The sequence below is a fragment of the Micromonospora sp. NPDC047793 genome (assembly GCF_040642635.1).
GTDB lineage: Bacteria > Actinomycetota > Actinomycetes > Mycobacteriales > Micromonosporaceae > Micromonospora.
The window spans coordinates 266,390-286,750 of record NZ_JBEYSG010000006.1 but is presented as its reverse complement, the minus strand read 5'-3'; the positions used below and the strand labels follow the sequence as shown (position 1 = coordinate 286,750).

19 protein-coding genes are annotated in these 20,361 nt (G+C 72.5%); 5 read left to right on the top strand and 14 right to left on the bottom strand.

Annotated features, from left to right (window positions below):
- Positions 1–32: 32 nt before the first annotated feature.
- The 3 genes from ABZ738_RS15815 to ABZ738_RS15805 are packed head-to-tail and all read right to left on the bottom strand — an operon-like array spanning position 33 to position 2,334.
- The gene (locus ABZ738_RS15815; protein WP_131054555.1) at positions 33–485 is read right to left on the bottom strand and encodes a MaoC family dehydratase; all 453 of its coding nucleotides are present in this window, start codon (positions 483–485) and stop codon (positions 33–35) included.
- 16 nt (positions 486–501) lie between these two features.
- Complete coding sequence (locus tag ABZ738_RS15810; protein ID WP_131054554.1) at positions 502–1,383, bottom strand: amidohydrolase family protein; 882 nt, start codon at positions 1,381–1,383, stop codon at positions 502–504.
- Positions 1,384–1,407: 24 nt separating this feature from the next.
- The gene (locus ABZ738_RS15805) at positions 1,408–2,334 is read right to left on the bottom strand and encodes an SDR family NAD(P)-dependent oxidoreductase (RefSeq protein ID WP_176094032.1); all 927 of its coding nucleotides are present in this window, start codon (positions 2,332–2,334) and stop codon (positions 1,408–1,410) included.
- An 83-nt stretch (positions 2,335–2,417) separates the two neighbouring features.
- Here ABZ738_RS15805 and ABZ738_RS15800 point away from each other — a divergent pair, with 83 nt between their 5' ends.
- Entirely contained in the window at positions 2,418–2,879 is a 462-nt protein-coding gene (locus tag ABZ738_RS15800) for a MarR family transcriptional regulator (RefSeq protein WP_131052760.1), read from the top strand.
- Positions 2,880–2,956: 77 nt separating this feature from the next.
- Here the strand turns inward: ABZ738_RS15800 and ABZ738_RS15795 are convergent, their stop codons facing one another.
- The 7 genes from ABZ738_RS15795 to ABZ738_RS15765 form a co-directional block, all read right to left on the bottom strand.
- Positions 2,957–5,053: a DUF6351 family protein gene (locus ABZ738_RS15795; RefSeq protein ID WP_357213788.1), complete on the bottom strand. Its 2,097-nt coding sequence runs from the start codon at positions 5,051–5,053 to the stop codon at positions 2,957–2,959.
- A gap of 204 nt (positions 5,054–5,257) precedes the next feature.
- Positions 5,258–6,142, bottom strand: coding sequence for a PaaX family transcriptional regulator C-terminal domain-containing protein (locus ABZ738_RS15790; RefSeq protein ID WP_161594941.1), 885 nt, complete (start codon positions 6,140–6,142; stop codon positions 5,258–5,260).
- Positions 6,143–6,210: 68 nt separating this feature from the next.
- Positions 6,211–7,005, bottom strand: a complete 795-nt coding sequence (locus ABZ738_RS15785; protein ID WP_176094036.1) for an IclR family transcriptional regulator — start codon at positions 7,003–7,005, stop codon at positions 6,211–6,213.
- Between the two features lie 24 nt (positions 7,006–7,029).
- Entirely contained in the window at positions 7,030–7,974 is a 945-nt protein-coding gene (locus ABZ738_RS15780) for a PDR/VanB family oxidoreductase (protein ID WP_357213785.1), read from the bottom strand.
- Positions 7,971–8,189 (bottom strand): hypothetical protein, encoded by a 219-nt coding sequence (locus ABZ738_RS15775; RefSeq protein ID WP_131052764.1) that lies wholly within the window; start codon positions 8,187–8,189, stop codon positions 7,971–7,973. The genes ABZ738_RS15780 and ABZ738_RS15775 overlap by 4 nt, the downstream gene beginning before the upstream one ends.
- Positions 8,186–9,229, bottom strand: a complete 1,044-nt coding sequence (locus ABZ738_RS15770) for an aromatic ring-hydroxylating dioxygenase subunit alpha (protein WP_357213782.1) — start codon at positions 9,227–9,229, stop codon at positions 8,186–8,188. The genes ABZ738_RS15775 and ABZ738_RS15770 overlap by 4 nt, the downstream gene beginning before the upstream one ends.
- Before the next feature lie 77 nt (positions 9,230–9,306).
- The gene (locus tag ABZ738_RS15765; protein ID WP_357213779.1) at positions 9,307–10,050 is read right to left on the bottom strand and encodes an FCD domain-containing protein; all 744 of its coding nucleotides are present in this window, start codon (positions 10,048–10,050) and stop codon (positions 9,307–9,309) included.
- Between the two features lie 357 nt (positions 10,051–10,407).
- Between ABZ738_RS15765 and ABZ738_RS15760 the strand changes: the two genes are divergently transcribed.
- Complete coding sequence (locus ABZ738_RS15760; RefSeq protein ID WP_357213776.1) at positions 10,408–11,994, top strand: alpha/beta hydrolase-fold protein; 1,587 nt, start codon at positions 10,408–10,410, stop codon at positions 11,992–11,994.
- An 83-nt stretch (positions 11,995–12,077) separates the two neighbouring features.
- On the opposite strand, the gene ABZ738_RS15755 is transcribed toward ABZ738_RS15760, so the two are convergent.
- From ABZ738_RS15755 to ABZ738_RS15745, 3 genes are read right to left on the bottom strand one after another with little or no spacing between them, the layout of a single operon-like run.
- Complete coding sequence (locus ABZ738_RS15755) at positions 12,078–13,154, bottom strand: zinc-binding dehydrogenase (protein WP_357213773.1); 1,077 nt, start codon at positions 13,152–13,154, stop codon at positions 12,078–12,080.
- The gene (locus ABZ738_RS15750) at positions 13,151–14,569 is read right to left on the bottom strand and encodes an aldehyde dehydrogenase family protein (RefSeq protein WP_357213770.1); all 1,419 of its coding nucleotides are present in this window, start codon (positions 14,567–14,569) and stop codon (positions 13,151–13,153) included. The genes ABZ738_RS15755 and ABZ738_RS15750 overlap by 4 nt, the downstream gene beginning before the upstream one ends.
- Before the next feature lie 37 nt (positions 14,570–14,606).
- A complete protein-coding gene (locus ABZ738_RS15745; protein WP_131052770.1) occupies positions 14,607–15,272 on the bottom strand; it encodes a TetR/AcrR family transcriptional regulator C-terminal domain-containing protein in 666 nt (221 codons plus the stop codon).
- Positions 15,273–15,401: 129 nt separating this feature from the next.
- Between ABZ738_RS15745 and ABZ738_RS15740 the strand changes: the two genes are divergently transcribed.
- The 3 genes from ABZ738_RS15740 to ABZ738_RS15730 all read left to right on the top strand — a co-directional run bounded on the left by ABZ738_RS15740 (position 15,402) and on the right by ABZ738_RS15730 (position 18,439).
- A complete protein-coding gene (locus ABZ738_RS15740; RefSeq protein ID WP_131052771.1) occupies positions 15,402–16,577 on the top strand; it encodes an acyl-CoA dehydrogenase family protein in 1,176 nt (391 codons plus the stop codon).
- A 17-nt stretch (positions 16,578–16,594) separates the two neighbouring features.
- Positions 16,595–17,776 (top strand): macrolide family glycosyltransferase, encoded by a 1,182-nt coding sequence (locus ABZ738_RS15735; RefSeq protein ID WP_357213765.1) that lies wholly within the window; start codon positions 16,595–16,597, stop codon positions 17,774–17,776.
- A 165-nt stretch (positions 17,777–17,941) separates the two neighbouring features.
- Positions 17,942–18,439, top strand: coding sequence for an N-acetyltransferase family protein (locus ABZ738_RS15730; RefSeq protein ID WP_357213762.1), 498 nt, complete (start codon positions 17,942–17,944; stop codon positions 18,437–18,439).
- 54 nt (positions 18,440–18,493) lie between these two features.
- Here the strand turns inward: ABZ738_RS15730 and ABZ738_RS15725 are convergent, their stop codons facing one another.
- Entirely contained in the window at positions 18,494–20,356 is a 1,863-nt protein-coding gene (locus tag ABZ738_RS15725) for an adenylyl cyclase (protein WP_357213759.1), read from the bottom strand.
- Positions 20,357–20,361 lie beyond the last annotated feature (5 nt).

Genomic DNA, 20,361 nt, shown 5'->3' with positions numbered 1-20,361 from the left:
GGCGGTGGCCGGGCGGCTGTGGTCCCGGCAGGTCAGGCGTAGAAGCGGTAGATCCCCCGGGCGACGACTGCGGGCTTGCCGCCGCCGTCGATCTCGATGGTCTGGTCGACGGCGATCTGGTAGCCGCCCGCCACCTCGGTGACCTCGGCGACGACGGCCCGCATCCGGACCCGTGACCCGACCCGCACCGGTGCCGGGAAGCGCACCTTGTCCAGGCCGTAGTTCACCTTCGTGGACACGCCGGTCACGTCGAGCAGCTCGGTCCAGAACGGCACGGCGAGGGAGAGGGTGAGGAAGCCGTGGGCGATCGGCGCGCCGAACGGGCCGTCCTTGGCCCGTTCCGGATCGACGTGGATCCACTGGTGGTCGTCGGTCGCGTCGGCGAACAGGTCGATCTGGTCCTGGGTGACCGTGCGGTACTCGGTCTGCCCGAGGTCGGTGCCGCCGAGGCCGGCGAGCTGGTCGTAGGCGATGGTGGTGGTCACGGGGGTCCTTCCGTCGTCATCCGGCCAGGCGCAGCAGCCGGGCGGCGTTGTCCTTCAGGATGCCGGGCAGCACGTCGGGCTTGAGGTCGGTGCTCGCCACGTCCCGCAGCCAGCGGTCCGGGGTGAGCAGCGGGTAGTCGGTGCCGAAGAGCACCCGGTTCTTGAGGATCGAGTTGGCGTGGCGCACCAGCTCGGCCGGGAAGTACTTCGGGCTCCAGCCGGACAGGTCGATCCAGGTGTTCGGCTTGTGCGTCGCCACCGACAGCGCCTCGTCCTGCCAGGGCACCGACGGGTGGGCCATGATGATCTGGAGGTCCGGGAACTCGGCGGCGACCGGGTCGAGCAGCATCGGGTTGGACAGCCCGAGCCGGAAGCCGTAGCCGCCGGGCAGTCCCGCGCCGATGCCGGTCTGCCCGGTGTGGAACAACGCCGGCAGTCCCGCCTGCTCGATCAGTCCCCACAGCGGCGCGTACTCCTCGTGGCTCGGGTCGAAACCCTGCACGGTGGGGTGGAACTTGAACCCGCGTACGCCCTCGTCCTCGATCAGCCGGGCGGCGAGTTCCAGGGCCGCCTCGCCGGTGCGCGGGTCGACCGAGCCGAACGGCACGAGCACGTCGGCGTGCTGGGCGGCGGCGCGGGCGATGTCGGCGCTGGACAGCGGCGGGTGCGCCAGCTGCGTCCGCGCGTCGACGCTGAACACCACGGCGGCCATGTTCCGTTCGCGGTAGTACTGCGCGACCGCGTCCACCGCCGGACGCGGGCCGTCGGTGCGGAAGTACTTCGAGGCGGCGGCGACGAGCGGATCGGGCAGCGAGGCGTGGCCGTGGTCGTCGATCTCGATGTGCACGTGCATGTCGATCGCGGTGACGGCGTCCAGGTCGATCGCGGGCTGGTACATGCTCGGGAACCTTCGTCCGGCGGGTCAGGAGGCGGTGTCGCGGAACTCCTCGGGCAGCTCCGGGAAGCGCTCGCCGACGCTCTGCGACGCAGCGGCGAACTCGGTCGGCCACGCGGCGACCAGCGCGTCGTAGGACCAACCGCCCTCGTGGTGGGCGGTCAGCGCGACCTCCGGGTGGGTCCAGATCTGGATCCGGTCGCCGCCCACGCCGATCACCTGGCCGGTCACCTCGGCGGCGCTGTCGGAGCCGAGGAAGGCGACCAGCCCGGCCACGTCGTCGGAGGTGCCGAACCCGAGGTCGTGCCGGAAGAAGGCGGGCATCGGCTCCCCGGCGGCCTCGGCGCGTACCGCGGCGGCGAAGTAGGGGACCGTGGCGGTCATCGCGGTCGCGGCGACCGGGACGACGGCGTTGACCGTGATGCCGGCTCGCTTGAGCTCCAACGCCCAGGTCCGGACCATGCCGACGATGCCCGCCTTGGCGGCGGCGTAGTTGGTCTGGCCGAAGGTGCCGCGTTGGCCGGTGGGGGAGCCGATGCAGATGATCCGCCCGCCCTCGCCGGCCTGGCGCATGTGCCGCACGGCCTCGCGCACGGTGGTGAAGGTGCCCCGCAGGTGCACCCCGATCACGGTGTCGAAGTCCTCGTCGGTCATCTTCCAGAGCACCGTGTCGCGCAGCACCCCGGCGTTGGTGACCAGGACGTCCAGTCGGCCGAAGCTCTCGACGGCGGCGGCGACCAGGGCCTGTGCGGTCTCGGTCGGACCGACCGGTGCGACCACGGCGACGGCGCGTCCGCCGGCCGCCCGGATCGCCGCGACGGCGTCGGCGGTCGCCTGCTCGTCCACGTCGTTGACCACGACCGCGGCGCCCTGCGCGGCCAACTGCCGTGCGTAGGCGAGGCCGAGACCGCGTCCGGCTCCGGTGACGATTGCGACTTTGCCGTCCAGGGACATGGGCACTCCTTCGCGTCGAGGTCGATCGGAACATGGACCGTTGAAAAAGTCAATTATTGGTAAGGCTTGCTATCATCGTCGCCGTGCCCCCTCCCGAGAGAGCCCGACCGGCCGACGGCCTGCGGGACAGCGTGCTCGGCCGGGATCTGAGCTTCCTGCTGGTGCGCGCCAACGCGCTCACCCTCGCCGCGGCCAACGCCGCCCTGGCCGAGCACGGACTGAAGGCCCGCTCGTACTCGGTGCTCGCGCTGGCCGCCGACGACACCCGGCCCACCCAGCGGGAGCTGGCCGAGTTCCTCCGGCTGGACCCGAGCCAGGTGGTGGCGCTCATCGACGACCTGGAGAGACGCGGTCTGGTCGAGCGCCGCACCGACCCCGCCGACCGGCGCGCCAACGTCCTGGTCGCCACCGACGAGGGGCGCGAGCTGTTCGCCCGCGCCCAGTCCTCCGCGCACGCCGTGGAGCTGGGCCTGCTGGCCGCGGTCACCCCCGAGGACCACGCCCGGCTGGCGCAACTGCTGCGCCTGCTGGCCTTTCCGGACTGAACCGGTGGCGGACCGAGCGGTGCCGGAGCGAGCCGGTGCCGGGCGGCGGGGGATGACACCGCCCGACACCGGTGCGCTCAGAAGCGGATCCAGGTGCCGGTCAACGGGACCTGACCGACGCCGGGCCGGGACCAGTCACAGACCCCGTCCGGGAAGACCGCCCGCAACCGCTGCCACTGCTCGTCGGTGAAGTCGACGCCGTACGCCGCCCGGTCCAGCGGCGCAAGCCGGCACTTGAGCACGGCGGAAGTGGTCGGCCCGCCCGCCTCCACGCGCGGGTTGCGGTGGAACGGGAAGAGCTGGTTGCACCGGGCCGCCGGGTCGAGGGTCAACGTCTCCACGATCCGCTCCCCGTCCGCCGCGACGCAGTGGTCCGCCAGCCCGGCCGGCCGGGACAGCCGGGTCAGTGCCGTCTCGTCCAGATGGGGTCGGCTCGCCGCCAACGCCGTCCGGGCGGTCAACCAGGCGTCCATGTCCACCAGTGCCTGCGTCTGACTCGTCGACGCGGGCGCCCCGGACGCGCCTGTGACACTGATGTGGTTGTCCGCGTGACCGTTGGCCGCGAGCAGTCGCTCCCGCATGGTCCAGGAGCGGAAGCGGTCGTGGAAGTCACCGCTCGGGTCGGTGTAACCACGGGTCTCGATGATCGGCGTCCACCGCAGACCACCGTCGAACTGGTTGACGCGTCCGGTCGCGTACGCCACCTCGATCGCGTCGACGTTCGCCGAGGTGCGGTGCGGGGTGCGGGTGCCCTCGACGTCCAGACCACCGATGCCCTCGTTGAGCCGGACGAACTGCTCCGGGCTGATCACCCCGGCGTCCAGGGTGCGCAGCCCGTACTGCACGCCGACGGTGTCCGGGACGATCGGCCGCCCGGCGCCGGTGGTCGGGTCGACGCCGTACACGTTGGAGATGAAGTCCGCCATCGCGCAGCGGATGCCGTCCGGGTTGGTCACCGGGTGGTAGCGCAGCCCGGCGGGAACGTGGCTCGGGCAGCTGGCGGGCCAGTCGACGCTGTCGAAGTTCTGGTAGCCGCCGCAGGTGTTCGGGCTGGCGAAGCCGGTCACCGCGGTCCGCTGGGCGGTGGAGAGCCCGGCCGCCGGGGCCGCCTGGGAGATGAACCGGCACTCGTGCCCGGTGAGGGTCACCGAGCGCTCGTCCGGGTAGCCGATCTGGCCGATGACCCCGTCCAGGATCCCCGGGTACGCGTTGGCGATCAGCAACTGCTGCATGGTGCCGGCCGAGCCGCCCCAGCCCATGGTGAACAGCGGTACGCCGTACGACTCGACGAAGTGTTCCTTGACCATCATCGCGGTCTCGGCGGAGGTGACGTCGTTGCAGTTGTTGGCGAAGACGTTGAACGTCGCGCTGGCCACCGCGTAACCCCTGCTGAGCAGGCTGTGGTTCATCACCCCGCCGGTGCTGGTGGCCTGGGTGTACCCGATGCCGCAGGCGCCGCCGAAGGTGTAGACCAGCCGGTCGTTCCATCCGTCGGTGGTCGTCCACGGGTCCGGCGGCGCGGTGCCCGGCCGGTGCAGCAGGGCGATCTCGTAGACCGCGCGGTTGATGGTGCCGCGCTCGACCCGGACCACGTACGGCACGGTGCGGCCGTCGCTGGTCGTGGTGGTGGCCACGTCGGCCGGGAGCGGGCCGTCCGGCAGCGCGACGAAGCTCCCGGCGGTGGTGCGGTACTGGTAGGTGACCCGGGGTTGCGCCACGTGGCAGTCCGCGTCCACCGGGCCCAGGTTCCACGGGTTGCCCGACGCGGTGCAGAACAGCGGGATGTGCGGGCCGGAGATGACCGGTCCGGCGGCCGGATGGTTGCGCAGGGTCAGCGTGGCGCGGGGGCGGCCGTGGCCCTGCCCGTTCGCGCGGACCTCGAGCTCGTTGGCGCCCAGCGCCAGCCCGTCCACGAGACCGAGCAGCGTGCGCTTGTCGTCGGTGGCCCGGAACCGGTCGGTGACGTCCCGGCCGTCGAGCCGGACCTTCACGTGGTGTGGGGGTACGGTGCGCGGCACGGCGACGCGCACCAGCGCGTCACCGCCGCTGACGGTGTCGGCCCGTCCGGACAGGACGGTCACCTCGAAGGCACGCTCGGCGGGACCGGCGTGGGGTGGCGGCGCGGCGAGGGCCGGTGCGGTGGAGCCGGCGAGCAGCGCCGCCGTGGCGGCCACGGCCAGCGCTCCCTTCCATGATCGTGGTCTGGTGCGCTCCTGAGGTCGATCGGTGGGCATGACGGGACCCCTTTCAGCCGGAGACGGACGGCTGGACCTGCTGGTCAGGCACGTGTGGCGAACATAATGCGAAATCTGATCGCGCGTCAACGATTCTGCATCGTATCTATGGATGGCGAAGATCGGCGGCGTAGTCGCCTCTGCTCAGCCCCGCTCGGGAGTCCGGACCAGTTCCTCGAAGCGCTGCTGCGCCGGCTCGGCCAGCGCCGTCGCGGTCCGCAGGAACATCACCCGCGCCTGTGCCCGGGGAAAGGACGCCGGCAGGAACCGGGCCGGCAGGTCCGGATCGTCGCCCACCAGTGCCCGCCAGTCGTTGACCAGCTCGGTCCGCGCGACCAGCGCCGCCGACGGGCCCACCGCACCGGCGTCGGCCCGCCGCGCCACCGTCCGGTGGCGCTCCAGGAACCGCTGGTACCCGTCGGCGAGCACGTCGATGCGCCAGGCGGCCTCCAGCCGGGCGCGGGTGCTCGGCAGCAGCTCGAAGTCCCGCGACCGCAACACCACCGCGTCGGTGACACCCAGCTCGCCGAGCTGCTCGTGTACCTCGTCGAACCGGTCGTGCGGGGTCACCCAGGTCGCGTCGTACAACGGCCAGAACGTCAGCCAGCGCAGCCGGGCCCGCAGCAGCCGGCGCTGGTGCGCGTCGTCGAGCGGCAGGGTGAAGGCGAGCAGCGTCCAGACCCCGTCCCAGTCGTCTGAGTCGCTGCTGGCGAAGATGCGCCGGGCACCCCGGCGCAGGGTCTGCGACGCCGACTCGGTCAGCCGGTAGCTGGTCCGCCGGCCCTCCTTGGTGCGTTCCAGCATGCCGCGCTGGGTCAGGCGGGCCAGCGTCGCCCGGGCGTTGGCCGGGGCGATGCCGAACTCGGCCAGCACCGCGACCAGCCCACCGGAGGGCAGCGGGGACCGGCCGGCGTGCCAGTGGTCACCGAGGAGCGTCACCAGCAGCCGCTGCGCGCGGGCCCGACCCACCGCCGCCCGATCCGACGGCGTGGCCGGCTCCGGCTGCCACACCCGGCCCTCGGTCAACACGGTGCGCCGGGTGACCCGGTCGGGCCGGTCCGACGGGCCGCACAGGGGACAACACGCATCCGGACAAACTACTGCCCACGGGGGCGTCGGGGTAACGGCGCCGGCCGGGTCGACGCGGACGGGCGACCCAGCGACCGGGAGACCACCCGACCGGCCGCCTGCACCAGCGGCGCCAGCGCCAGCGGATCGGCCCGGTCGTACGCCACCACCAGCGAGATCGCCGCCACCACCCCGTCCGGCCCGGCGATCGGCGCGGCGACGGAGAGGGCGTCCATGGTGACCTGCCGGTCGCTGATCGCGTACCCGGCGCGGCGCACCTCGGCGAGCTGGCGGCGCAACCGCACCGGATCGGTGACGGTCAGCTCGGTGTACCGCTCCAACGGCGCGGCGAGGACCCGCTCCTGCACCTGCGCCGGTGCGTGCGCCAGCAGCACCAGCCCCACACCGGTGGCGTGCAGCGCGAAGCGACCGCCGACCCGGGTGAGCACCGGCACCGCGTGCCGTCCGGCGATCCGCTCGATGAAGACGAGTTCGAGGTCCTGCCGGACGGCGAGCTGGACGTTCTCGTGGGTCACCTCGTACAGGTCCTCCAGCACCGGCAGCGCCAGCTCGCGCAGCCCCAGCCCGCGCGGCGCCAGCGAACCGACCTCCCACAGGCGCAGGCCGACCCGGTAGCGCGCGTCGTCACCGCGTTCCAGCGCGCCCCAGGCCACCAGTTCGGCGACCCGGCGGTACGCGGTGGGCAGCGGCAGCTCGGCCCGCCGGGCCAGCTCGCTCAGGGTCAGCGCCGGCTCGCCGGGGCTGAACGCGTCGAGCAGCGCCAGCACCTTGCTGGTGACCGAGCGTCCGGGCCGTGCCTGCACCCCGCCATCATCCCCGCCGACCGGTCACAGCTCCAGCACGAGCCGCCGGGTACGCGCCCGGGACACGCAGATCAGCATGGTGTCCCCGGCAGCCCGTTCCGCCTCGGTGAGCAGGCTGTCGCGGTGCTCCGGCGTGCCGTCGAGCACGGTGGTCTCGCAGGTGCCGCAGGTGCCCTCGCGGCAGGAGGAGAGCACCTGCGTACCGGCCTGCTCCAGCGCCGCCAGGATCGAGGTGCCCGGCGGTACGTGCACCGTCCGGCCGGAGAGCGCGAGGTCGACCTCCACGGCGTGTTCGCCCGTGCCGGCCCCGGCCGCCGGGGCGAACCGCTCGACGTGCAGCCGACCGGGTGGCCACGTCCGGCAGCGCTGCTGCACGGCGTCGATCAGCCCCTCCGGCCCGCAGCAGTAGACGACCGCGTCGGCCGGGTCACCGATCAGCGTGTCCAGGTCGAGCAGGCCCGTCTCGTCCTGCGGACAGAGGCGCACCCGCTCGCCGTACGCCTGCCGCAGATCGGCGGCGAAGGCCATGGAGCTGCGGCTGCGTCCGCCGTACACCAGTCGCCAGTCGGCACCGGCGGCGTCGGCGGCGGCGACCATCGGCCGGATCGGCGTGATGCCGATGCCCCCGGCGACGAAGAGGTACCGGTCGGCCTCGACCAGCCGGAAGGCGTTGCGCGGCCCGACCACCCGCACCGTCGCGCCGGGCGGCAGGCGTTCGTGCACGTGCCGGGAACCGCCACGCCCATGCGGCGCCAGGTGCACCGCCACCTGGAGCGCGGTGCGGTCGGCCGGGTCGCCGCAGAGCGAGTACTGGCGCACCAGCCCGGGGCCCAGGTCCAGGTCGACGTGCGCGCCCGGGGTCCAGCCCGGCACCTCGCCACCATCCGGGCGGCGCAGGGTCAGCACCACCACGCCGGTGGCCACCGCCTCCCGGCCGGCGACCACCAGCGTCGTCTCCGTCGCGGTCATGCCGGCACCACCACCCGCTGCGTCGGTGCCGGTGCGGGTGCTGCCGGTGGCCGGTGGTCCCGGGGATGGGCGAGCAGCCACTCCCACAACTGCACCGGCTCCTCGGCGATCCGCTCGGCACCGCAGTGGCAGATGCCGCGCAGCGTGTCGGTGCCCGGCAGCCAGTGGATCCGATAGACCCGGTCGCCGGTGAGCCCGCCGGCCGGCGCGGTCACCGGGGCGCCTCCACCGTGGACGACTCGACCATCCGGGCGAGCAGCCGTCGGGCGGCCAGCCCGCCGGTGTCGATGTTGATGCTCAGTTCCTGGCAGCGCTCCGGCTCGCCTGTGATCACCCGCTCCAGGATGTTCAGGGCGGTGACGTCCTGCATGACCACGGTGTGGTTGCTCTGGTACAGGTACTCGCTGACCGACTCGTCGTCGACGGCGAAGTCCCGCGCCACCGCCCAGAAGTCGTACGTGGTGTGCGCGGTCGACGGGGTGATGGCGTACACGATCTCGGCGTGGAACGCCTGGTCGTCGTCGCCCTCGGCCGGCGGGTAGACGCCCTGCGGGGCGATCCGGCTGTGCAACACGTACAGGCAGGGCGGGTGGTACTCGATGTCCTGCCAGCGGGTGATCCGGCCCTGGATGCCGGTCGAGCGGGCATAGAACGGTGGGCACTCCGCGTCGTCCATGTGCCGGCTGACGTAGACGACGCCCCGGTCCTCGTCCACCTCGGTGGTGATCGGCGTGTTCGCCACCTCGGGCGTACCGATGTAGCCGCCGTGCAGGTACGTCTCGTGGGACAGGTCCATCAGGTTGTCCACCAGCAGGCTGTACCGGGCGTCCAGCGGCGCCATGCCACGCACCGTCGTGTAGCGGGGGTCCCCGAGCCAGGGTGCCCGGGGGATGGTGGAGGCGTCGGCCCGGTCCCGGTCGCCGATCCAGACCCAGACCAGGGTGTCCTGCTCCACCACCGGGTACGCGGCCACCCGCGCCGTCCGGGGGATGCGCTGCTGCCCGGGTACGAAGACGCAGGCGCCGCTCGGATCGTAGGTGAAGCCGTGGTATCCGCAGACCACGGTGTCCCCGTCGAGGCGGCTCTCCGACAGCGGGTACCGCCGGTGCACACACCGGTCGGCGAGCGCCACCGCCGCGCCGGACTCGGTGCGGTAGAACACGAGCGGCTCGCCCAGCACGGTACGGGCGAGCAGGTCCCGCCCGACCTCGTTGCTGAACGCGGCCACGTACCACTGGTCACGTGCGAACGTCATCCGGGCCTCCTGTCGACGTACGACGGTCAGTCGGATGGTCCCGGGCCCACCCCCTCGGCCGGGAGCCGCGTTCTCACTCAGTGAAAGTCGGGGCGGTCCGCGTCGGCGGTGCCGATCGCGTCGCGTACCTCCTCGACGAGTGCCCGCATGGCGGTCTCGGCGCCCCGGGCGTCCTCGGCGGCGACCGTGTTGGCGACCTGCTCGTGCAGGTCCAGGGCGACCGGTCGCGGGCACTTGGGCATCAGCCCGTGCTCGGTCCGGCCGGCGAGCACCTCGGCGATCACCCCGGTCAGCGCGGTGAACATCTCGTTGAGGCAGGCATGGAGCAGCAGTGCGTGGAACTCGACGTCGGCGGCGAGGAACGCGTCGAGCTCCCCGGCCTCGCCGAGCTGACGCATCTGGGCGGCCAGCGCGCGGAGTCGCTGTCGCTCCTCGGCGGTGGCGTGCCGGGCGGCCCCGGCGGCGGCGAGTGGTTCGACCGCCACCCGCAGCTCGGTGAGCGTCCGTAGCTGCGCGGCGCGGCCGGGACCTTCGAGCCGCCAGCGGATCACGCGTGGATCGAGCACCCGCCACCGGTGCATCGGCTGGACCACCAGGCCGACCCGGCGGCGCGAGGCCACCAGGTGCAACGACTCCAGGATCCGCATCGCCTCCCGCATCACGGTGCGCGAGACGCCGAAGCGGTTCTGCAACTGCTCCAGGGTGAGCGCCTCTCCGGCGACGTGCCGACCGCTGGTGATCTCCAGCCCGAGCGCGTCGAGCACGGCGTCGTGCAGCACGGGCGCTGCGGGCCGCGCCGCGTCGCGTGTCGCCTCACCCATCAAGGATCCCCGATCACTCGCTTCCGGAGAGACTAGCGCGCCGGGCACCGCTGGCCGTCCGGTGCGGCGCGGAATGGCGGCGAAAGGTGTCACCAATGTGTTTACAAAGATATCACCTTTGTGTGACGATCACGTTAATCAGCAGTTGGCGCCGCACGACGGGCCCGGTGCGACCCCGCACCGCACCGGGATCGGAGCGCCCTGGCCGCCGTCCGGTCCCCGTCGGTCCACTCCGGACCGTCACGGACCGGCCACGAACACCAGGGGAGAACCGACTCGTCGACACGCCACCACTGGTCGCCCGTACGGCATCCCCGGGACGAACCGGTCGACCAGCCGATGAAGGGAAACGCACACATGCCCGTTGCTCATCCTCACCCCGCGCCGACCCGCCGGCTCCGCCGCGCGTTGGCCGTCTCGGCCGTCGCCGGCCTGACGGTCGCCTCCGGAGCCCTCGCGGCTCCCGCAGCGTCCGCTGCCCCGGCCGCCGCCCTCGGACCGAAGGTCGTGCAGACCAACCAGGCACCCACCGGTCACTCGGTCACCTTCCGCTACCGGGCCCCCGCCGGTGTGCAGTCGGTCCAGATCTACGGCGAGTGGTGGTTCTCCCAGCCCGCGAGCGTGACCTGCGTGGGCTGCGGTGACGCCCGCACCGGCGCGCAGTGGCAGCCCGGCGACATCCTCGCCGACCCATGGCGTCCGCTGCCGATGCAGCAGGGACGCGACGGGGTGTGGACGTTCACCACGCCGCTGCCCTCCGGCACCTTCCGGTACGCGTTCACCCACGACTGTGACAGCCCGACGGCCAGCGGCTGCACCCTGCACCCGGACCCGGCCAACCCGCTGGAGGTCACGCCGCACGCGACCGCGCCGGGTGCGCTGCTCAGCCGGGTCTACGTGCCGAACAGCAAGCGCTTCCCCACCTACGACAACAGCTACCAGGCGCCGGTCGACCGCAAGAAGGCGGGCAAGCTGGAGCAGCGCTGGTACGACTCGCCGCTGTCCACCGACCCGGCGGGCAAGCACGACGTGGTCGTCTACCTGCCGCACGGCTACGACGCTACGCGCGCCACCCCGTACCCGACGCTCTACCTCAGCCACGGCGGCGGCGGCAACGCCACCGACTGGACCATGGAGGGCGTGGCCCACGAGATCCTGGAGAACGCGATCCGGGACCGTAAGGCGCTGCCGATGGTGATCGTCTCGACCGACTTCAACGGCCTGCCCGACGGCAACCAGGGCTACGTCGACGAGCTGCGGAACAACGTCATCCCGTTCGTGGAGAAGAACTACCACGTCTCCACCCAGGCCCAGGACCGCGCCTTCGGGGGTCTCTCCGCCGGTGGTGCCCGTGCCATCACGCTGCTGTACGACAACACCGACCTGGTCGGCTACCACGGCGCGTGGGGTGCGGCCGGCGGTGCGGTGAACCCCTCCGCGGAGCAGGTGGCGCGGATGAAGGCCGTGTCCGGCGGCATCCACGTCGGCACCGGCCTGCAGGACTGGCTGATCAACATCGCGCCCGACTCGGTCGCCCGCACCGAGAACTGGCGTGCGGCCGGTGTCGAGGTGACCGAGTTCAACATCGACGGTGTGCACGTCTGGGACGTGTGGCGGCAGATGCTCAACGACTACCTGCGGACCGTCGCGTTCCGGAGCACCACCGTCGACCTGGACGTCGAGTCGATCCGGGCCGGCAACTCGCACCGGTACCGCGTCATCGCCACCGCCGAGGTGGCCTCGGTGACCACCAGCGACCGCAAGCCCTCCGGCAAGGTCGACTTCTACGCCGGCGACAAGCGCCTCGGTTCGGCGACCGTGCGCAACGGCGTCGCCGAGTTCAAGGGCAACGTCAGCGGCCCGCTGACCGAGCCGGTGACCGCCCGCTACCAGGGTGACAGCCTCTACAACACCGCGCAGAGCAGCCCGGCCCAGGCCGGCTGACCCGACGCACCCGACCGGTCCGTGGTGGCACTCCTTCGAGGGATGTCATCACGGACCGTCGTCGTCCACCGGCCCGCAGGCGCTCAGTCGAACTCGACCACCGTCCGGGCGCCCTCGCCCCGCGCCATCCGGGCGAACGCCGCCGGCGCCTCGTCGAGGGTGGCCCGGTCGGTGACCAGGTAGCTCAGGTCGAGCGTGCCGTCGAGCACCGCCCGCGCCAGCTCGGGCACGTCCCGGTCGGGGTCCGAGGAGCCGTAGACCGAGGAACGCAGCGTCCGCGCGGAGTGGAAGATGTCCAACGCGCTCAGGCCGACGATGTCGTCCTTGCCGCCCATCCCCACCACGACGACCTGGCCACCCCGGCGGGTGCTCTGCCAGGCGCTGCGGATCGTGGCGGACCGCCCGACGCACTCCACCGCGTGGTCGACGCCCCGGCCGCCGGTCAGTCCCCGGACCGCGCGGACCAGCGAGTCGTCCGCGAGCAGGAAGTCGGTGGCGCCCGCGGCGGCGGCCAACTCGGCCTTGCCGGGGGCGACGTCCACCCCGATCACCACAGCCGCACCGGCCGCACGCGCGGCGGCCACCGCCGACAGGCCGACCCCGCCGAGACCGACCACCGCGACCGAGTCGCCGGCCGCCACCCGCGCGGTACGCCGCACCGCGCCGACCCCGGTGAGCACCGCACAGCCGAGCAGCGCGGCGGCCGGGAACGGCAGCGCGGACGGCACTGCCACGGCGGCCTCCTGCGGCACCAGCACCTGCTCGGCGAGCGCGCCCAGCCCGAGCGTGACGTGCAGCGGCCGGCCGTCCACGGTGTGTCCGCGCGCCACGGCCGGTGCCCCGTTGCGCCGGCACAGCCAGGGCTCGTCGCGCCGGCAGAACCAGCAGGACCGGCAGGCCGGCGCCCAGTTGAGCACCACGTGGTCGCCGGGGGCCACCCGGTCCACGCCGTCACCGACCTCCGCCACCACGCCGGCCGCCTCGTGTCCGAGCAGCAGCGGGTACGGCGCGGTCAGGGTGCCGTCCGCCATGGACAGGTCGGAGTGGCACACACCGGAGGCCCGGATGCGGACGCGTACCTGGCCGGGGCCGGTCTCCGGCAGCTCGACCGGCTCCACCCGCAGCGGTGCGTCGGCGGCCCTGGCCACCAGACCTCTCACCGCTGGATCGCCTTGATCTCGCAGAACTCCGCCAGCCCGTGGCTGCCCAGCTCGCGCCCGAGACCGGACTGCTTGTAGCCGCCGAACGGGGCCATCGGGTTGAACGGCGCCCCGTTGATGTCGACGGCACCGGTCCGCAGCCGCCGGGCCACCCGCAGCGCCCGTTCCTCGTCGGCGGACCAGACCGCGCCGGCCAGACCGTAGCGGGAGTTGTTGGCGACCGCCACGGCGTGGTCGTCGTCGTCGACCGGGATCACCGCCAGCACCGGCCCGAAGACCTCCTCCTGCGCGAGGGCGCTGTCTGGGTCGACGTCGGCGATCACCGTCGGGGCGACGAAGAAGCCCCGGTCCGGCACCGGGGCGTCGGGCCCACCGACGACCAGCCGGCCGCCGTCGGCCAGGCCCCGGGCGACGTGCGCGCAGACCCGGTCCCGCTGCTGCGCCGAGACCAGCGGACCGAGCCGGGTGGCCGGTTCGAGGGGGTCGCCGACCTGGTAGCCCTCGGCGGCCTTGGCCACCAGGTCGAGGGCCTCGTCGTAACGGGCCCGCTGCACCAGCATCCGCGTCCACGCGGTGCAGGTCTGCCCCGAGTTGAGGAAGGCGTTGCCGACACCGACCTTGACCGCGGTGGTCAGGTCGGCGTCGTCCAGGATCACGTTGGCCGACTTGCCGCCGAGTTCCAGCGCGACCCGGGCGATCCGGTCGGCGGCGAGGTGCGCGACGCGTCGACCGGTGGCGGTGGAGCCGGTGAAGGAGACCAGGTCCACGTCGGGGTGGGCGGCGATGGCCTCGCCCACCACCGGACCGGTGCCGGTGACCAGGTTGACCACGCCCGGCGGCAGGCCCGCCGCGTGCACGGCGTCGAAGAGGAGGTACGCCGTCAGCGGCGTCAGCTCGCTCGGCTTCAGCACCACCGTGCACCCGACGGCCAGCGCCGGCGCGAGTTTGGCCACGATCTGGTGCAGCGGGTAGTTCCACGGGGTGATCGCGCCGACCACACCCACCGGCTCGCGGACCACCAGTGAGTTGCCGACCGTCTCCGGTGCCGGCGGCCGGGCGGCCAGGTCGACGTAGCTGCGCAGCACGGTCAGCGGCAGGCCGGTCTGCACCCGGGTGGCGACCTTGAGCGGAGTGCCGAGCTCCCGCACGACGGTGCGGGCGATGTCGTAGGCGCGCGCGGTCAGCTCGGCGTGCAGTCGGTCGAGGTGGGCGGCCCGGTCCGCCGGGTCGGTCGCGGACCAGCTCCCGAACGCCGCACGGGCGGCGGCCACCGCCCGGTCCACGTCCTCGGCGGTGCCGGCCGGGACGGTCGCGACGACCTCCTCGGTCGTCGGGTCGTGCACCTCCAACGACTCCGCGCCGCTCGGGGGCACCCAGCGCCCGTCCAGGTAGAAGTCCGTCCGTGCGAGATCCATGCGGCCCTCACCTCGCCTAGCAGTGGAAGTTTTGACCCTAGTACGCCTCGTCGGTCGACGGGAGGGGTGGCAGCGGGCCGACGGCGCGTTCGTAGCTGTGGGACAAGCCCTCGATCAGGGCGTCCAGGCCGAGCGTGAAGGCGCCCTCGTCGACCTGTTGCTGGTGCTCGGCGAGCCGGTGCGCCTGGCTCAGGTGCGGGTACTGGTCGGCGTAGACGCTCGGGTCCTCGACGAAGCCCCGGGCGAACGAGCCGAGCGCCGAGCCGGTCACGAAGTAGCGCATCAGCGCGCCGATGTGGGTGGCCCGCGCCGGTGGCCAGCCCGCCGTGACGAGCCCGCCGTAGACGGCGTCGGCCATCGCCAGCGCCGCCGGTCGCCGCCCGGGACCCTGCGCCAGGTGCGGCACGATGTTCGGGTGGGCGGCCAGGGCCGCCCGATAGGTGTGTCCCCACCGGCGCAGCGCCACCCGCCAGTCGACCGCGCCGAAGTACGACACGTCCACCCGGCCGGTGATGCTGTCCGCCACCGCGTCGAGGATCGCGTCCTTCGTGGCGAAGTGGTTGTAGAGCGACGGTCCCCGGACGCCGAGTTCGGCGGCGAGCCGGCGGGTGGAGAACCCGGCCAGCCCGTCGGCGTCGATCAGCGCCACGGCGGCCTCGACGATCCGCTCCCGGCTGAGCAGCGCCTGTCGTGGCCGGGGCATGGGCTTCCTCCTCGGGTGGGTGCTCTGTGGCGGAACTCTGCCACACCGCAGGTCTGGACAGCCGAAAACTTGCAGCGCTAGTTTAAACGCAGAGACGTCACCAGCCCAACCGAAAGGACGGGTGAGCACATGGACTTCGGACTGTCCGACGAGGAACGGGCCATCCGCGACACCGCCCGCGACTTCATCGCCCGCGAGGTCATGCCGCTGGAACAGGAGCTGCTGCGCCGGGAACGGGCCCACCAGCCCGGCCTGGAACGCGCCGAGCTGCGCGAGTTGCAGCTCAAGGCGCGTGCCTTCGGCTTCTGGGGCCTGGCCACCCCGCAGCGGTACGGCGGCATGGAACTGCCCGCCGTCGTCCAGTCGCTGATCTGGACCGAGATCGGCCGTACGTTCGTGCCGTTCCGGTTCGGCGGCGAGGCCGACAACATCCTCTTCCACGCCACCGACGAGCAGCAGAAGGAGTTCCTGCTGCCCACCATCGAGGGGGAGCGGCTCTCCTGCTTCGCCATCACCGAACCGGGCGCCGGCTCGGACGCGGCCAACATCCGGTTCAGCGCCCGCCGCGACGGTGACGACTGGATCCTCAACGGCGAGAAGACCTTCATCACCGGCGGCAACGAGGCCGACTTCGCCATCGTCATCGCCGTCACCGATCCCGAGCGGGGCGCCCGCAACGGCGGGGCGACCGCGTTCCTGGTGGACCGGGCGATGGGCTGGCGGTCGGAGTTCATCCCGACGATGGGCGAGGGCGGGCCGGCGTCGCTGGTCTTCGACGACGTACGCGTGCCGCACCGCAACATCCTCGGCGAGATCGGCCAGGGCTTCGCCCTCGGCATGGAGTGGATCGGCAAGGGGCGGTACACCATCCCCTCGCACGCCGTCGGTATCGCCGAACGGGCGCTGCGGATGGCGATCGAGCACGCCAACACGCGCGAGACCTTCGGCAAGAAGATCGGCACCAACCAGGCCATCCAGTGGATGATCGCCGACTCGGAGACCGAGCTGGAGGCGGCCCGGTGGCTGATCCTGCGTGCCGCCTGGACGGTCGACGCGGGCCTGGACCCGCGACACGCCTCCTCGATGGCGAAGCTCTACGGCGCCGGCATGGTCAACCGGGTGGTGGACCGGGTGCTCCAGATCCACGGCGGCATGGGCTACACCCGGGAGCTGCCGATCGAACGCTGGTACCGGCAGGTGCGGCTCTATCGCATCTTCGAGGGCACCGACGAGATGCAGCGGCTGATCATCGCCCGCGACCTGCTGCGGGGGTACACGAAAATCGGCGGGCATCTGGCCGGGTAGTCGTCAGAATCGTCGTCATGTCCGCTCGCCACATCGCCATGATCGGCAGCACCGCGCCGAGTCACGTCTATCCCTCGCTGGCCCTGATCCGCGAACTCGTGGACCGGGGCCACCGCGTCACGTACGCGATCGGCGCACCGTTGACCGACCTGGTCGCGTCGACCGGCGCGGAGCCGCTCGCCCACCCGACGATCCTGCCGCTGGGCGACACGGCCTGGCCGGAGGACCCGGGTGCGGCGATGCGGATCTTCCTCGACGAGGCCGTGGCGGTGCTGCCCCGGCTGACCGCCCGCTACGACGAGGACCGGCCGGACCTCGTGCTGTACGACATCGGCGGGCTGGCGGGACCGCTGCTCGGCACCAGGTACGGCGTACCGGCCGTGCAACTGTCGCCCGCGATGGTCGCCTGGGACGGCTACGACGAGGACATGGCGGAGTTCTTCACCGCCCTGCGTGCCTCGGAGTCCGGGCGCGACTACTACGCCACGCTGGACCGGTGGCTCGCCGAGAACGGCGTCCACCAGGACGGGCACGCCTTCCTGAGCCGTCCGCCGCACGTCCTCGCCCTGATCCCCGAGGCGATGCAGCCGCACGCCGACCGGGTGTCGCGCCAGCGCGTGCGGTTCGTCGGCCCGTGCCTCGACCCCGCCCGGCTCGACGAACCGGGCTGGACGCCACCGGCCGACGGACTGCCGGTGCTGCTGGTCTCCTTCGGCACCGCGTACAACGACCAGATGCCTGTCTACCGCGCGTGCCTGAGCGGGTTCGCCGACTCCCGCTGGCACGTGGTGCTCGCGGTCGGCGACAAGGTGGACCCGGCCGAGCTGGGTCCACTGCCGGCCAACGTCGAGGTGCACCGCCGGGTGCCGCAGGTGATGGTGCTGGGGCACGCCTCGGCGTTCGTCACCCACGCCGGGATGGGCGGCTGCACCGAGGCGCTCTGGTGCGGCGTACCCACGGTGGCGATCCCACAGGCGGTGGACCAGTTCGCCAACGCCGACCGGCTGGTGGCGGCCGGGGTCGGCCGGCTGCTGCCGGCGGACGAGGTCACCGCGCAGACCCTGCGGACGGCCGTCGACGCGGTCGCCGACGACCCGGAGCTGCGGCGACGGCTGGACACGCTCCGGTCCGAGGTGCGGGCGAACGGCGGGGTGCGGCACGCGGCGGAGGCGGTGGAGAGCTTCCTGGCCGACCGCTGACACCGTCGTGGCGGTGCGCGGGTGATCGTGGCGGTGCGCGGGTGATCCGGCGTCAGCGTGGCGGTGTGGCTGTTGCCGGGTCGGCGTGTCGGACAGCCACACTGCCACGATGATCGGGGCGGGCGTGGGTGCCGGCTCGTTGTGCATGACGGGGATGGGAGTCTCATGGCCGACGTCAGGCTTCGACCGATGCGGGGTGGGGACGCCGAGCGGGTGTTGGCGATCTATCAGGCCGGGTTGGACGGCGGGCAGGCCAGTTTCGAGACCGTCGCGCCGACCTGGGCCGCCTTCGACGCCGGTCGGCTGCCGGCACACCGGCTGGTCGCGGTGGACGCCGACGGCGTGCTGCTCGGCTGGATCGCGGTGTCGCCGACCTCGACCCGGGCGGTGTACGCCGGGGTGGTGGAGCACTCCGTCTACGTGGATCCGGCAGCCCAGGGTCGTGGCGTGGCCGGGCTGCTGCTGGACGGGTTGATCGCCTCGACCGAGGCGGCCGGTGTCTGGACCATCCAGTCCGGCGTCTTCCCGGAGAACGTCGCCAGTCTGGCGCTGCACCGGCGGGCCGGCTTCCGCGTCGTCGGCACCCGGGAACGGGTGGGCCGGCACCACGGCCGCTGGCGCGACGTCGTCCTCCTGGAACGCCGCAGCCCGGTCGTGACGTAAGGAGGGGTCCCCTGCTATGCACCAGGCGTTAGCAGGGGACCCCTCCTTTCACTCCTACGGGTACTGGCGCAGGTAGACGGGTGCGCCGACCCGGTCCATGTCGGCGGCCTCGCCCACCCCGTTGACCACGTGGTCGATGGTGCCGGCGCTCAGGTTCACCGTCATGATGTGGTGCAGCCGGACACCGGGCCGCACCGGCACCTCGAATCCGTTCTCGGTACGGATCGACGGGTTGTTCTGGTTGAACACGTACACGCCGCCGCCGTACAGGGTGTGGTGCCGCACCCGGTCGGCGACCTTGTAACCGGCCCACCCGTTGACCGTGCCGTTCATCCAGTCCGCCTGCGTGGGCGGGTCGTACGGCAGCTCGTTCTGGTAGAGGACCGTGGTGCCGTGCTCGCCGTTCCAGACGGTGTTGTACCGCTGGAAGTGCTCCACGAACAGGCCGGTGGCGGTGACGTGGTCGCCGTTGATGACCGCGCCGTACCGTCCGGTGTTGGTCCGCCAGCGGTCGGTGTCGCCGTTGACCCCCTCGGTGAAGCCCTCCACACCGTGGTCGCCGCGCCACACCCAGGTGTGGTCGATCAGGACATGGTCGCTGTTGACCTCCAGCGCGGTGTCGGTCTTGCCGATGTGCGGTCCGCCGATCCGGAAGTACACGTCGGAGAGCGTCGTCGGGTTCTTCGGCGTGCTGTGGTCGCGGCCGTGCTTGCGGCCGACCCGCAGCAGCACCGGCGACTCGGTGAGGCCGGCGTCGATGGTGACTCCGGCGACCACCACGCCGGGCACCCCGGCGACGTCGAGCGGTACGGCTCCCTTGACGGCGGTGAGCGTGGCGTGTCCGATGCCGAGCACGACGGTGTCGGGCCGGCGTACCTCGATGCTGCGGGCCACGTCGTACACGCCCGGGGTGAGCAGCAGGTGCCTGCCTCGGGCGAGCTGCGAGTTGATCGTCTGCACCGAGTCGGACGGCTTGGCGACGAAGAAGTCACCGATCGGGATGGTGCGTCCCGGCGTCAGCCCGTTCGCCCAGGTGACACCCCGGGTGTCCCGGCGGGCGGCGGGCACCCGGACCTGGTACTTGCCCTTGGCGTCGACGAACAGGTACGGCTTCTCCCGGCTGACCGGTGTGGTGTCCAGGGTGGTGTACGGCGGGTCGGGGAACCCGGCGTCGTCGGGGGCGCCCACCACTCCGGCGAAGACCTGGTTCCACACCCCGTTGGACCAGCTCTCGACCTCGCTGTTGCGGGTCAGCCACTGCTGCTGGGAGCCGTTGGTGGTGGCCGGCAGCCGGGAGTCGGCGATGAAGCCGCCGCTGGCGTACTGCGGCCCGTTGGTGCAGTAGTCCATCAGCGACAGCCCGCCGCCGCTGATGTCCAGTCGGCGCATCGACACCGCCTGGGAGACCGCCCAGAAGTTGGCCGAGGCACGGCAGTCGTCCTGACCGGTGGCGTTGACGCGCAGCGACAGGTTGGACAGCGTGCGCCAGAAGTTGACCAGCGCGATGCAGTTGCCGGTGCCCCCCTCGGTCAGGCACCGGTTGTACGCCTCGATCTTGCCGTTGATGACCACGTCGGTGGGGGAGGCGCCGAGCCCGGAGATCTCGGTGTAGTAGCCGACCTTGATCTGGAGCGGCTGCGCGGCCGTGCCGTAGCTGCCCGGCCGGAACAGGTACGCGTGCCGGGTGGTGCCCATCTCGTTGTCGACCTGCGCGGCGTGGGCCGCGTCGAGGGTGGCCTGGATCCGGCTGACCGGCATGCTCGGGTCGAAGATCGTGACGTTCGGCCCGAAGTTCGGGGTGACCGGGCGGGGCGGTCCCGCGCCGGCCGGGGTGGTGGTGGAGACGGCGGCGGTGGTCAGCACGAGGCCGAAGGCCAGCGCGCTACCGAGCCGCCGGCGGTGTGGTCGAGTCGGCATGCGTT

Coding starts and splice junctions, on each gene's coding strand:
- ABZ738_RS15750 (WP_357213770.1), bottom strand. CDS start 14,569: ATGGATCTCGCACGGACGGACTTCTACCTGGACGGGCGCTGGGTGCCC.
- ABZ738_RS15780 (WP_357213785.1), bottom strand. CDS start 7,974: ATGACCGCGACGGAGACGACGCTGGTGGTCGCCGGCCGGGAGGCGGTG.
- ABZ738_RS15760 (WP_357213776.1), top strand. CDS start 10,408: ATGCCCGTTGCTCATCCTCACCCCGCGCCGACCCGCCGGCTCCGCCGC.
- ABZ738_RS15770 (WP_357213782.1), bottom strand. CDS start 9,229: ATGACGTTCGCACGTGACCAGTGGTACGTGGCCGCGTTCAGCAACGAG.
- ABZ738_RS15805 (WP_176094032.1), bottom strand. CDS start 2,334: ATGTCCCTGGACGGCAAAGTCGCAATCGTCACCGGAGCCGGACGCGGT.
- ABZ738_RS15735 (WP_357213765.1), top strand. CDS start 16,595: ATGTCCGCTCGCCACATCGCCATGATCGGCAGCACCGCGCCGAGTCAC.
- ABZ738_RS15740 (WP_131052771.1), top strand. CDS start 15,402: ATGGACTTCGGACTGTCCGACGAGGAACGGGCCATCCGCGACACCGCC.
- ABZ738_RS15810 (WP_131054554.1), bottom strand. CDS start 1,383: ATGTACCAGCCCGCGATCGACCTGGACGCCGTCACCGCGATCGACATG.
- ABZ738_RS15745 (WP_131052770.1), bottom strand. CDS start 15,272: ATGCCCCGGCCACGACAGGCGCTGCTCAGCCGGGAGCGGATCGTCGAG.
- ABZ738_RS15765 (WP_357213779.1), bottom strand. CDS start 10,050: ATGGGTGAGGCGACACGCGACGCGGCGCGGCCCGCAGCGCCCGTGCTG.
- ABZ738_RS15725 (WP_357213759.1), bottom strand. CDS start 20,356: ATGCCGACTCGACCACACCGCCGGCGGCTCGGTAGCGCGCTGGCCTTC.
- ABZ738_RS15730 (WP_357213762.1), top strand. CDS start 17,942: ATGGCCGACGTCAGGCTTCGACCGATGCGGGGTGGGGACGCCGAGCGG.